Here is a 14676-nt window from a genome sequence, read left to right on the forward strand (position 1 = left end):
AGGGCCGGGCGCGGGATGGATCCGCGGGTGCGATTCCGTCTTTTAAAAAATGCAAGAAACAAACCAAAGCTCTGAAAAGATGCGGCATTTACCGATAAAGGCCTGGATTTGCGCAAATCCGGACCAGAAACTCTGGGTGAAGCGTTTCATTTGAACCAGATTGGGGAACAGTCTGCGGTTAGGCGCACTGGCGTGCACCAAGATAGAGCATAGCGTGGTGGGGAAGGTTTCTGCGTGGGCAGAAACGAAAACGGCCTCCCGAGGGAGGCCGTTTTTGATCATGTCATCGGCGCGAGGCGCCGATCAGATCAGCAGCTGTAGTACAGCTCGTATTCCAGCGGGTGAACGAAGGTACGGACCTTGATCTCTTCCTCGCTCTTCAGCTCGATGAAGGCATCGATGAAGTCGTCGGAGAACACGCCGCCCTTGGTCAGGAACGCACGACCTTTGTCCAGCTCTTCCAGGGCTTCTTTCAGGCTGCCGCAAACCTGCGGGATGTCCTTGGCCTCTTCAGGCGGCAGGTCGTACAGGTTCTTGTCGGCAGCATCGCCTGGGTGGATCTTGTTCTGGATGCCGTCCAGGCCGGCCATCAGCAGGGCTGCGAAGGCCAGGTACGGGTTGGCCGATGGGTCCGGGAAGCGCGCTTCGATACGGCGGGCTTTAGGGCTGCCGACGTAAGGAATACGGATCGAGGCGGAACGGTTGCGAGCCGAGTAGGCCAGCATGACCGGGGCTTCGAAACCTGGGACCAGACGCTTGTAGGAGTTGGTCGATGGGTTGGTGAAGCCGTTCAGGGCCTTACCGTGCTTGATGATGCCGCCGATGAAGTACAGGGCGGTGTCGGACAGGCCGGCATAGCCTTCGCCGGCGAAGGTGTTCTTGCCGTCTTTCCAGATCGACATGTGCACGTGCATGCCCGAGCCGTTGTCGCCGTACAGTGGTTTCGGCATGAAGGTGGCGGTGCGGCCGTAGGCATCGGCAACGTTGTGCACGACGTACTTCAGGGCCTGTACTTCGTCAGCCTTCTTAACCAGGGTGTTGAACTTGACGCCGATTTCGTTCTGGCCGGCAGTCGCCACTTCGTGGTGGTGAACTTCGACGGTCTGACCCATTTCTTCCAGTGCGTTGCACATGGCAGTACGGATTTCGTGGTCGTGGTCGAACGGTGGGACCGGGAAGTAGCCGCCTTTGACGCCTGGACGGTGGCCTTTGTTGCCGCCTTCCACGTCGGCGTCGGTCATCCACGAGCCTTGCTCGGAGAAGATCTTGAACATCGAGCCGGAGATGTCCGATTTGAACTTCACTTCGTCGAAGATGAAGAACTCAGGCTCCGGACCGGCGAAGACGGTGTCACCGATGCCGGTGCTCTTGAGGTACTCTTCGGCGCGCTTGGCGATCGCACGTGGGTCGCGGTCGTAGCCCTGCATGCTCGAAGGATCGACGATGTCGCAGGTCAGGATCAGGGTCGGCTCTTCGGTGAACGGGTCCAGTACGGCGGTTTCATCGACCGGCATCAGGATCATGTCGGAGGCTTCGATGCCTTTCCAGCCAGCGATGGAGGAACCGTCGAACATCTTGCCGACTTCGAAGAAGTCGTCTTCCAGCGCATCGCGCGCCGGCATGGTCACGTGGTGCTGAGTGCCTTTGGTGTCCGTGAAACGCAGATCAATCCACTTGACGTCATGATCTTTGATGAGTTGAACCGACTTCGACATAGTGTCCTCCGGATGGTCTAGGGCGCGGTGGGCCGCTGCCCTGGAAAAAGGGTGTCGCCGGGCGCGGATAGTCGGCCAAGCTTGCCTGCCTCACAAGGGAGCAAATTGCATGCCAGTGCCCGAAAATGGCGAAGGCGGGACAAAAGGGGGCGGTTACAGGCAATTGGGGCCCCCGGTGCGGCGAGAAATGCACTCTTGCGAGGCGTGTTTTTAAGTGCGCGCACCAAATGTGTGCATTCTTTTGGGTGGCGTGTTTCCCTTGAGGTCCGTTCGCGACTAAAAGCGCTCCTGCAAGGGGCGCACACCGGCTGCAATTCATGCTGACCCTGGCGGCAGGGGCATTACCCCAAAAGGGGCAGCACAGGCAGCGCAAAATGCGCCTTCGGCAATATCTGGAAGCTTCTGATCAAAAGTTGCTCAAAGCTTGAGCAATTTCCGCTATAATTCGCGCCCCTCATTTTCGGCAGGCCCGGTGCGCGCTGTTAAACCAATGAAACTTATCGTCAAAGTCTTCCCAGAGATCACCATCAAAAGCCGGCCGGTGCGCAAGCGTTTCATCCGCCAGCTCGGCAAGAACATCCGCGTCGTGCTCAAGGATCTGGATCCTGAGCTCGCGGTCGATGGCGTCTGGGACAATCTCGAGGTGGTCACCCGCGTCGAGGACGAGAAGATCCAGCGCGAGATGATCGAACGCCTGACCTGCACGCCGGGCATCACCCACTTCCTGCAGGTGGAGGAGTATCCGCTGGGCGACTTCGACGACATCGTCGCCAAGTGCAAGCACCACTTCGGCCACCTGCTGGCCGGCAAGCGCTTCGCCGTACGCTGCAAGCGCGGTGGTCACCACGACTTCACCTCCATGGATGTCGACCGTTATGTCGGCAGCCAACTGCGCCAGCAGTGCGGCGCCACCGGCATCGACCTCAAGACCCCGGAAGTCCTGGTGCGCATCGAGATCCGCGATCAGCGCCTGTACGTGATCCATAACCAGCATCAGGGCATCGGCGGCTATCCGCTGGGCGCCTTGGAGCAGACCCTGGTGCTGATGTCCGGTGGCTTCGACTCCACCGTCGCGGCCTACCAGATGATGCGCCGTGGCCTGATGACCCACTTCTGCTTCTTCAACCTTGGCGGCCGCGCCCACGAGCTCGGCGTGATGGAAGTCGCCCATTACCTGTGGAAGAAGTTTGGCAGCAGCCAGCGCGTACTGTTCATCAGCGTGCCGTTCGAAGAAGTGGTCGGCGAGATCCTGAACAAGGTCGACAACAGCTACATGGGCGTGACCCTCAAGCGCATGATGCTGCGCGCCGCCGCACGCATGGCCGACCGCCTGGAAATCGAGGCGCTGGTCACCGGCGAGGCGATCTCCCAGGTTTCCAGCCAGACCTTGCCGAACCTGTCGATCATCGACTCGGCTACCGACAAGCTGGTGCTGCGCCCGCTGCTCGCGAGCCACAAGCAGGACATCATCGACACCGCTTATCAGATCGGCACTGCCGAGTTCGCCAAGCACATGCCTGAATACTGCGGCGTGATTTCGGTGAACCCGACCACCCATGCCAAGCGCCACCGCATGGAGCACGAAGAGAAGCAATTCGACATGGCGGTGCTCGAGCGAGCCCTGGAGCGCGCCAAGTTCATCTCGATCGACCACGTCATCGACGAGCTGGGCAAGGACATCGAGATCGAGGAAGTGGCCGAGGCCTTGCCAGGCCAGATCGTTCTCGACATTCGTCATCCCGATGCCCAGGAAGACGAACCCCTGGTGATCGACGGCGTCGAAGTCCAGGCCATGCCGTTCTACGCGATCAACAGCAAGTTCAAGCATCTGGATGCCAACCGCCAGTACCTGCTGTATTGCGACAAGGGTGTGATGAGCCGTCTGCACGCACACCACCTGCTCAGTGAGGGACATGCCAATGTGCGTGTTTATCGTCCGGCATAAGACGCCAGGGCTGTATGGCGGCAGCATCCGCCATCGCCCTCCCGACCATCGGGCCCGCTGAGCCTCAAACCGTACATAATCGCCGCCTAAACTGGCGGCAACCGAATCCTCTGATCGAGATACAGTTGTGATCGAAAATCTGCGTAACATCGCCATCATCGCCCACGTTGACCATGGTAAAACCACCCTGGTCGACAAACTCCTGCGCCAGTCGGGCACCCTGGAGCGTAACGAGCTCAACGACGAGCGCGTGATGGACTCCAACGACCAGGAAAAAGAGCGCGGCATTACCATCCTGGCGAAGAACACCGCCATCCGCTGGAACGACTACCGCATCAACATCGTCGACACCCCCGGCCACGCCGACTTCGGTGGCGAGGTCGAGCGCGTGATGTCGATGGTCGACTCCGTGCTGCTGCTGGTCGACGCCCAGGACGGCCCGATGCCGCAAACCCGCTTCGTGACCAAGAAAGCGTTCGAAGCCGGCCTGAAGCCGATCGTCGTGATCAACAAAGTCGACCGTCCGGGCGCGCGTCCTGACTGGGTTCTGGACCAGATCTTCGATCTGTTCGACAACCTTGGTGCCACCGACGACCAGCTGGACTTCCAGGTGGTCTACGCCTCGGCCCTGAACGGCATTGCCGGCCTGGACCACACCAACATGGCCGAAGACATGACCCCGCTGTACCAGGCCATCGTCGACCACGTGCCGGCACCGACCGTCGACGTCGACGGCCCGTTCCAGATGCAGATCTCCGCACTGGACTACAACAGCTTCCTGGGCGTTATCGGCGTTGGTCGTATCGCCCGTGGCCGCATCAAGCCGAACACCCCGGTCGTCGCCATCGACACCGAAGGCAAGAAGCGCAACGGTCGTATCCTCAAGCTGATGGGTCACCACGGTCTGCACCGCGTTGACGTCGAAGAAGCCACCGCCGGCGACATCGTCTGCATCAGCGGTTTCGACGAGCTGTTCATCTCCGACACCCTGTGCGACATGAACCACGTCGAAGCGATGAAGCCGCTGACCGTCGACGAGCCGACCGTTTCGATGACCTTCCAGGTCAACGACTCGCCGTTCTGCGGCAAGGAAGGCAAGTTCGTCACCAGCCGTAACATCAAAGAGCGTCTGGACAAAGAGCTGCTGTACAACGTTGCCCTGCGCGTTGAAGAAGGCGACTCGGCCGACAAGTTCAAGGTTTCCGGTCGTGGTGAGCTGCACCTGTCGGTTCTGATCGAAACCATGCGTCGCGAAGGCTTCGAAATGGCCGTAGGCCGTCCTGAAGTGATCATCCGCGAAGTCAACGGCGTCAAGCAGGAGCCGTTCGAGAACGTCACCATCGACATCCCTGAAGAATCCCAGGGCAAGGTCATGGAAGAAATGGGTCTGCGTAAGGGCGACCTGACCAACATGGCGCCAGATGGCAAAGGCCGTGTGCGTCTGGAGTACAACGTTCCGGCCCGTGGCCTGATCGGTTTCCGTAACCAGTTCCTGACCCTGACCAACGGTGCAGGCATCCTGACCTCGATCTTCGATCGTTACGACACCATGAAGCCAGGCACCATGTCGGGCCGTCTGAACGGTGTTCTGGTTTCGATCGAGACCGGCAAGGCCCTGACTTACTCGCTGGAAACCCTGCAGGCTCGCGGCAAGCTGTTCATCGAGCACGGCCAGGACATCTACAACGGTCAGATCATCGGCCTGAACAGCCGTGACAACGACCTGGGCGTGAACCCGACCAAAGGCAAGAAGCTCGACAACATGCGTGCTTCGGGCAAGGACGAAGTCATCGCTCTGGTTCCGCCGGTTCGCCACACCCTCGAACAGGCCCTGGAATTCATCCAGGACGACGAGCTGTGCGAAGTCACGCCGAAGTCGATCCGTCTGCGCAAGAAGATCCTCGACGAAGGCGAGCGTACCCGCGCTGCCAAGAAAGCCAAGGCTTGATGTACTAGCCTGAGCTGAACGAAAACGCCCCCGGTCGAAAGGCCGGGGGCGTTTTTGTTTGTCTTATGTTCTGGTGTCGCCCTGGCTGTCGGAAACCGCGCCCACAGGGTTCCCAGTGACCGCTGTGGGGGGCGCGAACAGGTCGTTACAGGCAAGCGATCAGCGGGTGGTCGCCTTGGGCTTGTAGGCGCAATACCCGGGGCGTGGCCCGATTTTCGGGTGATTGCGGCAGGTGTCCGGGCGCTTGTCGTAGATGGTGCACAGCCGGCTCTTGCGATCTAGGTACAGGCAGTCGTCGTTGCTCATCCGGGTCAGGGTGAAGATCCCCGACTTCTGGTTGAAGCGCTCGATGATGCCGTCCTTTTGCAGGCGCTTGGCGATGTTCTTCGGGGGTTCGTCCTTTTCGAACTCGTCCACCACGCCGATGCGGATCAGGTCCTTGATCTTGACCTCCACCGGCAGGGTGCAGCAGGTCGAGTGGCAGCCCCCGCACATATGGCTGGCATAGCGTTGCCAGGTTTCCAGGCGGTCGACTTCGGCGGCGGCGATCAGGGTCGGTTTCATCGTTGTGTGGGCGTATCACAGTTGGGGCGCGCGATAATACCGGAGTTGTTCAAATTGTGAACAACCTTTCGCCCGAATCGCCGAGTGGATGTGAAAACCGCGAACCCACGCTGTCGCTCTGTGTCGAAGCGTCTAGGCTGAACAACCTGTGCTTTCGTCAAACTTGCCCGAGGATGCCGCATGTCCCAGGAACCCAAAGCGCGTGATGCAGCAGTGGCTGAGTTCCGCGCCGCTGTACTGGCCAAGCTGACCTACGCGGTCGGCAAGGATCCGGAGCATGCCTTCGATCACGATTGGTTCGAAGCCATTGCCCTGGCTGCCCGCGACCACATGGTCGATCATTGGATGGACCACACCCGCCAGGCGTATCGACGCAGCCAGAAGCGGGTCTATTACCTCTCGCTGGAATTTCTCATCGGCCGGCTGCTCTACGACAGCCTGAGCAACCTCGGACTGCTGGACATCGCCCGCGAGGCCCTCGAAGGCCTGGATGTGGACCTCGAACGCATCCGCCTGCTCGAGCCGGATGCCGCGCTGGGCAATGGCGGCCTGGGGCGGCTGGCGGCCTGCTTCATGGAGAGCATGTCGACCTTGGGGATTGCCGCCCATGGCTACGGTATCCGCTACGAGCATGGTCTGTTCCGCCAGGCCATGGTCGATGGCTGGCAGCAGGAGCAGACCGAGAACTGGCTGGATTTCGGCAACCCTTGGGAGTTCGAGCGGGCCGAGGTGATCTACCCGATCAGCTTCGGCGGCAGCGTCGAGACGGTGCAGGACACCCACGGCCAACCGCGTCAGGTCTGGTGGCCGGGCGAGACGGTGCGGGCGGTGGCCTACGACACGCCGGTGGTCGGCTGGCGCGGGGCGAGCGTCAACACGCTGCGCTTGTGGCGCGCCCGGGCACTCGAAGAGCTGCACTTGGAGCGCTTCAATGCCGGGGACCATTTGGGCGCTGTGGCCGAGGTGGCACGGGCCGAGAGTATCTCGCGGGTGCTGTACCCGGCCGACAGCACCGAGGCGGGCCAGGAACTTCGCCTGCGCCAGGAGTACTTCTTCGTGTCGGCCTCCCTGCAGGACCTGTTGCGCCGCCACTTGAACATGCATGACAACCTGCTCAACCTGCCGGACGCGGCGGCCATTCAGCTCAACGACACGCACCCATCCATAGCTGTGGCCGAGTTGATGCGCCTGTTGGTGGATCAGCACGAGATCCCCTGGGATACCGCCTGGGAGCTGACCGTCAACACCCTGGCCTACACCAACCACACCCTGCTGCCCGAAGCCCTGGAAACCTGGCCGGTGGCGTTGATGGAGCGCATGCTGCCACGGCACATGCAGATCATCTATCTGATCAACGCCTACCACATCGATGCGCTGCGGGCCAAAGGCCTGCATGACTTCGACGTGCTGCGGGCGGTGTCGCTGATCGAAGAGGACAACGGCCGTCGGGTGCGCATGGGCAACCTGGCCTTCCTCGGCTCACACAGCGTCAACGGCGTGTCGGCCCTGCACAGCCGGCTGATGCGCAGTACGGTGTTCGCCGAGCTGCACAAGCTCTACCCGCAACGGATCAACAACAAGACCAACGGCATCACCTTCCGACGCTGGCTGTACCAGGCCAACCCGCAGCTCACCGCGATGCTGGTCGACGCGCTGGGCCCGGAGGTGCTGGACGACCCGGAAAGCAGGCTCAAGGCGTTGGTGCCGTTTGCCGAGAAGGCGACCTTCCGCAAACAGTTCGCCGCCCAGCGCCTGCACAGCAAGCGGGCGCTGGCCAGCATCATCCAGGATCGGGTCGGGGTCACGGTCGACCCGCAGGCGCTGTTCGACGTGCAGGTCAAGCGCATCCACGAGTACAAGCGCCAATTGCTCAACCTGCTGCACACCGTGGCCCTGTACCAGGCCATGCGCGCCGAGCCCGGGACCGACTGGGTGCCGCGGGTGAAGATCTTTGCGGGCAAGGCTGCGGCCAGCTATCACCAAGCCAAGCTGATCATCAAGCTGGCCAACGACATCGCCCGGGTGGTCAACAACGACCCGACCGTGCGCGGCCTGCTCAAGGTGGTGTTCCTGCCCAACTACAACGTGAGCCTGGCCGAGAGCATCATTCCGGCAGCCGATCTTTCCGAGCAGATCTCCACAGCCGGCTATGAGGCTTCCGGCACCAGCAACATGAAGTTCGCCCTCAATGGCGCGCTGACCATCGGCACCCTCGACGGCGCCAACGTGGAGATGTGCGAGCAAGTGGGAGGCGAGAACATGTTCATCTTCGGCCTGACCGCCCAGCAGGTGGAGGAACGGCGGCGCTCCGGTGACTTTGGCGCCGGCGCTGCGGTCTCGGCGTCCAGTCGCCTGGCCGATGTGCTGCAGGCGATCCGCAGCGGGGTGTTCTCGCCGGATGATCCGGCGCGATACACCGGGCTTGTGGACGCGCTGGTGGCCTACGACCGTTTCCTGGTGTGCGCCGATTTCGATGCGTACTGGGACGCCCAGCGGCGGGTCGAGGCGTTGTGGCATGCGCCGCAGGACTGGTGGCGCATGGCGGTGCTCAACACGGCGCGCATGGGCTGGTTCTCCTCGGACCGGACCATTCGCGAATATGCCAGCGAGATCTGGAAGGCATTGGACTGAGGTGTCGCCATTCGCGGGTAGACCGCCTCCACGGGTGCATCGCAGGCCTGGGGGGAATGCGGTCCTTTGGGAACCGGCCCGCCCGCGAATGGACCCTAACGCCGACCACCGGCCTGGCAAGGGCTGAACTACCCACCTATTGTGCCGTCTGAGAGCCGTGGCGAGTCTCATCGCTCGCTAGCCCGCAACTCTCCCTGTAAACTGCGGGGGTTTTTCTCCCCCTTTCCATTTCGGAGCCATACATGTCCCGCGTTACCCTGAGTCGCTATCTGATTGAGCAGACCCGCAGCAACAATACCCCTGCCGATCTGCGCTTCCTGATCGAAGTGGTGGCGCGTGCGTGCAAGGAAATCAGCCACCACGTTTCCAAGGGCGCCCTGGGCGGTGTCCTGGGCAGCATGGGCACCGAAAACGTGCAGGGCGAAGTGCAGAAGAAGCTGGACGTCATCTCCAACGACATCCTGCTCGAAGCCAACGAATGGGGTGGCCACCTGGCCGGCATGGCCTCCGAGGAAATGGACAACGCCTACCAGATTCCGGGCAAATATCCCAAAGGCGCCTACCTGCTGGTCTTCGACCCGCTCGACGGCTCGTCGAACATCGATGTCAACGTTTCGGTCGGCACCATCTTCTCGGTACTGCGTTGCCCCAACGAATACCTGAGCCAGAACGAAACCCTCAACGAAAAAGCCTTCCTGCAGCCCGGCACCCAGCAGGTCGCCGCCGGTTACGCCATCTACGGCCCGCAAACCATGCTGATCCTGACCCTGGGCAATGGCGTCAAGGGCTTCACCCTGGATCGTGAACTGGGCAGCTTCGTCCTGACCCACGAAAACATCCGCGTACCGGAAACCACCGCCGAGTTCGCCATCAACATGTCCAACCAGCGTCACTGGGAAGCTCCGGTCCAGCGCTACGTGGGCGAGCTGCTGGCCGGTGAGACCGGTCCGCTGAAAAAGAACTACAACATGCGCTGGATCGCTTCGATGGTGGCCGATGTGCACCGGATCCTGACCCGTGGCGGCCTGTTCATGTACCCACGCGATGCCCGCGAGCCGAGCAAGCCGGGCAAGCTGCGCCTGATGTACGAGGCCAACCCGATGTCGTTCATCATCGAGCAGGCTGGCGGCGCGTCCACCAACGGTTACGATCGCATCCTCGACATCCAGCCAGAGAGCCTGCACCAGCGTGTGTCGGTGATCCTCGGCTCGAAGGAAGAGGTCGAGCGCGTCACCGCCTACCACAAGGAGTAAGTCATGCTCGCACCTTGGCAGCCGTTACTGGAATGGTGGTTCGGATGGGGTAGTAGCCCCCAGGCCGTGGCTGACGAGAAGAGCTCGCTGTGGTTCGGCAAGCACCATGACGATGAAGCCCGTGAGTATTTCGGCGAGCTGGTCGAGCATGCCCTGGCCGGCGGCTTGGACGAGTGGCAGCAAAGCCCCCAGGGTTGGCTTGGCCTGCTCCTGCTGCTCGATCAGCTGCCGCGCATGATCTACCGTGACACGCCGCGCGCCTTCGATGGCGACCGTCGTGCCCAGGTGATCGCCATGCAGGGCCTGCAGAAGGGCTGGGACTACCAGCTGCTGCCGATCCAGCGTGTGTTCGTGCTGCTGGTGCTGGAGCATGCCGAGGTGCTGGACTGGCAAAACCTGTGTGTCGAGCGCTACCAGATGCTGCTCGACGAGCAGCCCGAGGCCAATGCCCGGTTGTTCGAGGGTTTCCTCGATTATGCCGAGCAGCATCAACGGGTGATCGCTCGCTTCGGCCGCTTCCCACACCGCAACCTGGTGCTGGGCCGACCGAGCACCAGCGAAGAAATGGACTTTCTGCTGGAGCCGGGTTCGCGTTTCTGAGCATTTGAATCGATTGCGGGGCAGTTCGCTCCCACGCTTGTCGTGGACGTGAACTGCCCCGCAATCGTTTCCGCTGTGATCAGCGTCTCACGGCGCGCGCCAGCCGACCAATGGCGTAGGGTGAAAACCAAGGGACTAGGGAACCGAGGCGGCTTTTTGTCTTCTAAGCTGTCTGCAGGCCACCATGCCTGTGCCTTCATCTCCAGGAGTGTCCCTTCATGTCGTTGCGTTCCCTCGCCCTGTTGTCCTTGTGCGTCGTCCTGACCGCTTGCAGCAAGATCAACCAGGAAAACTATTCCAAGCTCAAGACGGGCATGAGCAAGGCTGAAGTGGAGCAACTGCTCGGCACCCCGGCCGAGTGTTCGGGCGCGTTGGGCATGAGCAGCTGCACCTGGGGGGACGAAAAGAGCTTCATCAGCGTGCAGTATGCGGCGGACAAAGTCCTTATCTATTCCGGGCAGGGTCTCAAATGAAGCGTTTGCACCTGCTGTTGGCGTTCTGCGCGGTAGTCGTCCTGGGTGGCTGCGCCACTTCGGCGACCGATCCTCTGGTACCCAAGACTGCCGGAAACATCGACCTCAAGCGCTATGAAGGCAAGTGGTTCGAGCTGGCACGCTTGCCGATGCTGTTCCAGCGTGACTGCGCCCAGTCCGAAGCCCACTACAACCTGCGGCCCGATGGCACGATGGGTGTGCTCAATCGCTGCCGCATGTTCGATGGCGAATGGCTGCGCGCCGAAGGTTCGGCCTGGCCGCAGGAGCCGGGGCACAATGACCGGCTGTGGGTAGAGTTCAACAATTGGTTCACGAAGCTGGTGCCGGGCGTGGCCAAGGGCGAGTACTGGGTGCTGTATGTGGACGAGCGCTACCGCACGGCGATTGTCGGCAGCCCGGACCGCAAGTACCTGTGGCTGCTCTCGCGAACCCAGACCCTGCCGGCGGTGGAGCGCGAAAGCCTGCTGGCCAAGGCGCGTCAGCAAGGCTATGACACTACCCGCCTGATCTGGCGTGCCTCGGACAAGCAGATCGTCGCTTCGCACTAATTCAGGCAGGTAGAACGCAATCGCGGCGGTCCGGCATAACGGGCCGCCGCGATTGCGTTTGGGCAGGTGACGGATCAGTCCAGCAACTGACGCAGTACCTCCATGAACGCTCGAGTGCTCGCTTGCTCCTGCGCGTGGCGGCCCTGGCGCACAACCCACTGCCCATTGACCATCACGTCAAGCACCTGGCGATCGCCCCCGGCGAACAGCCAGCGATTGAGGATCCCATCACCGCTGGCTGTGGCGAGGAGGTAGGGGTCCTGTCCATCCAGCACCAGCCAATCGGCGCGTTTGCCGACAGCCAGCTCGCCGACAGCCTGGCCCATCGCTTGGGCGCCGCCGACCAAGGCTGCGTCGTACAAGGTACGACCGACCATTGGCTGGTCACCGCGATACAGCCGGTTGCGGCGCTGGTCACGCAGGCGCTGGCCGTATTCCAGCCAGCGCAATTCCTCCACGACGCTGAGTGACACATGGCTGTCCGAGCCGATGCCCATGCGCCCACCTTGGGCCATGAAGTCGACGGCGGGGAAGATGCCGTCGCCCAGGTTGGCTTCGGTGGTCAGGCACAGGCCGGCCACGGCATGGCTGCGGGCCATTGCGCTGACCTCGTCGGCCTCGGCGTGAGTGGCATGGACCAGGCACCAGCGCGCGTCTACCTCGACATTCTCATAGAGCCACTGCAAGGGACGGCGACCACTCCAGGCCAGGCAATCGTCGACTTCCTTCTGTTGCTCGGCGATATGGATGTGCACGGGGCACGCCTGGTCGCCGGCAGCCAGCACTTCGGCGATCTGCTGCGGCGTGACTGCGCGCAGGGAGTGGAAGCACAAACCCAGGCGCTGGGCTGGCTGGGCCGCCAGGTGCGGGGCGAGGCGCTCCTGCAGACGCAGGTACTGCTCGCTGGAGTTGATGAAGCGGCGCTGGCCCTCGCTCGGCGCCTGACCGCCGAAGCCTGCGTGGCTGTAGAGCACGGGCAGCAGGGTCAGGCCGATACCCGTGTCGGCGGCGGCGGCGCTAATACGCAGCGACAGCTCGCCCGGGTCGGCGTAGGCGTGGCCGTTATGGTCGTGGTGGACGTAGTGAAACTCGGCGACCGAGGTGTAACCGGCCTTGAGCATCTCGATGTACAGCTGGCGGGCGATGACCTGCACTTGCTCGGGGGTAATGCGCCCGACCAGACGGTACATCAGGTCGCGCCATGTCCAGAAACTGTCGTTAGGGTTGCCAGCCACTTCCGCCAGGCCTGCCATCGCACGTTGGAAGGCGTGGGAGTGCAGGTTCGGCATGCCCGGCAGCACCGGACCACCCAGGCGCTCGGCGCCTTCGGCCGAGGCGTCGGCCTCGACATGGGTCAAGCGGCCATCCTCGGCAACTTCCAGGCGGACATTGCTGGCCCAGCCAGTAGGCAGCAGGGCGCGTTCGGCGAAAAAGGCAGGCATCGGGGAAAATCCTGTTATTGTTTAACTTGTATATACATATACAGGCGTTTGCCTGCCGGGTAAACTGCGGCAAGCTACCGCTCAATCAAATTGCACAAGGATTCAACGCCGTGCCGACACCTCCTGTCTCCGCGCTGGTTGCCCAGATGGGCGAAGGGCCGGCGCCGCTCTACGCCCGGGTCAAGCAGATGATCGTCCAGCAGATCGAAAATGGCAGCTGGCCGCCGCATCACCGGGTACCGTCCGAGAGCGAGCTGGTCAGCCAACTGGGCTTCAGTCGCATGACCATCAACCGTGCCCTGCGAGAGCTCACCGCAGAAGGGCTGCTGGTGCGCATGCAGGGCGTTGGCACGTTCGTCGCCGAGCCCAAGACCCGTTCGGCGCTGTTCGAGGTCAACAACATCGCTGACGAGATCGCCGGCCGTGGCCATCAGCATAGCTGCCAGGTCATCCGTCTCGCCGAGGAGACCGCCGGTTCCGAGCGCGCCCTGGCCTTGGACATGCGCGAAGGCCAGCGGGTGTTCCATTCGCTGATCGTGCACTACGAGAACGGCGTGCCGGTGCAGATCGAAGATCGCTACGTCAATGCCCAGATCGCCCCGGACTACCTCAAGCAGGACTTCACCCAGCAAACGCCCTATGCGTACCTTTCGCAGGTCGCGCCACTGACCGAGGGCGAGCACGTGGTGGAGGCGATCCTCGCCGAACCCGAGGAATGCCGATTGCTGCAAATTGAGCAAGGTGAGCCTTGCTTGCTGATTCGCCGCCGCACTTGGTCCGGTCGCCAGCCGGTGACTGCGGCGCGGCTGATCCACCCCGGTTCCCGTCATCGCCTCGAAGGACGATTCAGTAAATGACTCATTTGCAGTTGCTGCGTGCCAAAGATTACCCGCGCATGCCTTGGAAGAACGGTGGCGGTTTCACCGAAGAGATCACCCGCGACGCCGGCGAAGGCCTGGATGGCTTCGGCTGGCGCCTGTCGATCGCCGACATCGAGGAGTCTGGCGGATTTTCCACCTTCGCTGGCTATCAGCGGATCATCACCGTGCTGCAAGGCGATGGCATGCGTTTGCTGGTCGATGGCCAGGCCAGCCGGCCGCTGCTGCCGTTCGACGCCTTTGCTTTCAATGGCGAAAGCCAGGTCAGTTGCAAGCTGCTCGGTGGCGCGATCCGCGATTTCAACCTGATCTACGCGCCGCAACGCTACCGCGCGCGGTTGCAGTGGTTCGACGGCACCAGCCGGATATTCAGCTCGGCCTCGACGGTATTGCTGTTCGCCGCCAGCGGGCAGGTAGAGGTGTCGGCATCGGGACAGGCCAAGCAGCAGCTCGGTTTGTATGACTGTCTGCACCTGGAAGGCAATGACGGATTGTTCGGGTTGGATGTGCAAGGGCGGTTCTGCCTGATCGAATTGATGCCGCGGTAAACCCGGCATTGTGAAAGGGGCTGCTGCGCGGCCTGATCGCGGGTTTTCCTGCGGTTGGGTCGCGCAGCGGCCCTTTTTGTTTTTCGGCTTCCCGAGGAACGGTACGAAAA

General features: G+C 62.0%; 12 protein-coding genes. 9 read left to right on the forward strand and 3 right to left on the reverse strand.

Annotated features, from left to right (window positions below; translation table 11 throughout):
* Positions 1-308: 308 nt before the first annotated feature.
* Entirely contained in the window at positions 309-1715 is a 1407-nt protein-coding gene (glnA, locus tag AB1N67_RS01885) for a type I glutamate--ammonia ligase (protein ID WP_043212556.1), read from the reverse strand.
* Positions 1716-2205: 490 nt separating this feature from the next.
* Here glnA and thiI point away from each other — a divergent pair, with 490 nt between their 5' ends.
* Positions 2206-3660, forward strand: a complete 1455-nt coding sequence (thiI, locus tag AB1N67_RS01890) for a tRNA uracil 4-sulfurtransferase ThiI (RefSeq protein WP_043212559.1) — start codon at positions 2206-2208, stop codon at positions 3658-3660.
* A 127-nt stretch (positions 3661-3787) separates the two neighbouring features.
* Positions 3788-5608, forward strand: coding sequence for a translational GTPase TypA (gene typA, locus AB1N67_RS01895; protein WP_043212561.1), 1821 nt, complete (start codon positions 3788-3790; stop codon positions 5606-5608).
* Between the two features lie 159 nt (positions 5609-5767).
* On the opposite strand, the gene AB1N67_RS01900 is transcribed toward typA, so the two are convergent.
* Positions 5768-6172: a YkgJ family cysteine cluster protein gene (locus AB1N67_RS01900; protein WP_043212564.1), complete on the reverse strand. Its 405-nt coding sequence runs from the start codon at positions 6170-6172 to the stop codon at positions 5768-5770.
* Positions 6173-6352: 180 nt separating this feature from the next.
* Between AB1N67_RS01900 and AB1N67_RS01905 the strand changes: the two genes are divergently transcribed.
* The 5 genes from AB1N67_RS01905 (at position 6353) to AB1N67_RS01925 (ending at position 11698) form a co-directional block, all read left to right on the forward strand.
* Complete coding sequence (locus tag AB1N67_RS01905; protein ID WP_367863494.1) at positions 6353-8803, forward strand: glycogen/starch/alpha-glucan phosphorylase; 2451 nt, start codon at positions 6353-6355, stop codon at positions 8801-8803.
* 242 nt (positions 8804-9045) lie between these two features.
* Positions 9046-10056 carry a class 1 fructose-bisphosphatase gene (locus tag AB1N67_RS01910; protein ID WP_013974568.1) on the forward strand — a complete coding sequence of 337 codons (1011 nt, stop codon included), beginning with the start codon at positions 9046-9048 and terminating at the stop codon, positions 10054-10056.
* 3 nt (positions 10057-10059) lie between these two features.
* Positions 10060-10656, forward strand: coding sequence for a DUF924 family protein (locus AB1N67_RS01915; protein ID WP_090343300.1), 597 nt, complete (start codon positions 10060-10062; stop codon positions 10654-10656).
* Positions 10657-10874: 218 nt separating this feature from the next.
* On the forward strand, positions 10875-11129 hold the full coding sequence (gene bamE / locus AB1N67_RS01920; protein ID WP_043212571.1) for an outer membrane protein assembly factor BamE: 255 nt from the start codon (positions 10875-10877) through the stop codon (positions 11127-11129).
* Entirely contained in the window at positions 11126-11698 is a 573-nt protein-coding gene (locus AB1N67_RS01925; RefSeq protein WP_043212575.1) for a lipocalin family protein, read from the forward strand. Before bamE ends, AB1N67_RS01925 begins: the two co-directional genes overlap by 4 nt.
* A gap of 74 nt (positions 11699-11772) precedes the next feature.
* Here the strand turns inward: AB1N67_RS01925 and AB1N67_RS01930 are convergent, their stop codons facing one another.
* The gene (locus tag AB1N67_RS01930; protein WP_367863495.1) at positions 11773-13140 is read right to left on the reverse strand and encodes a formimidoylglutamate deiminase; all 1368 of its coding nucleotides are present in this window, start codon (positions 13138-13140) and stop codon (positions 11773-11775) included.
* A gap of 146 nt (positions 13141-13286) precedes the next feature.
* On the opposite strand from AB1N67_RS01930, the gene hutC reads away from it, so the two are divergent.
* Positions 13287-13997 carry a histidine utilization repressor gene (hutC, locus tag AB1N67_RS01935; RefSeq protein ID WP_177343683.1) on the forward strand — a complete coding sequence of 237 codons (711 nt, stop codon included), beginning with the start codon at positions 13287-13289 and terminating at the stop codon, positions 13995-13997.
* Positions 13994-14566, forward strand: a complete 573-nt coding sequence (locus tag AB1N67_RS01940; protein ID WP_182942186.1) for a HutD family protein — start codon at positions 13994-13996, stop codon at positions 14564-14566. The genes hutC and AB1N67_RS01940 overlap by 4 nt, the downstream gene beginning before the upstream one ends.
* The last annotated feature ends 110 nt before the right edge of the window (positions 14567-14676 follow it).

Source organism: Pseudomonas guariconensis (assembly GCF_040822035.1).
GTDB classification, from domain to species: domain Bacteria; phylum Pseudomonadota; class Gammaproteobacteria; order Pseudomonadales; family Pseudomonadaceae; genus Aquipseudomonas; species Aquipseudomonas guariconensis.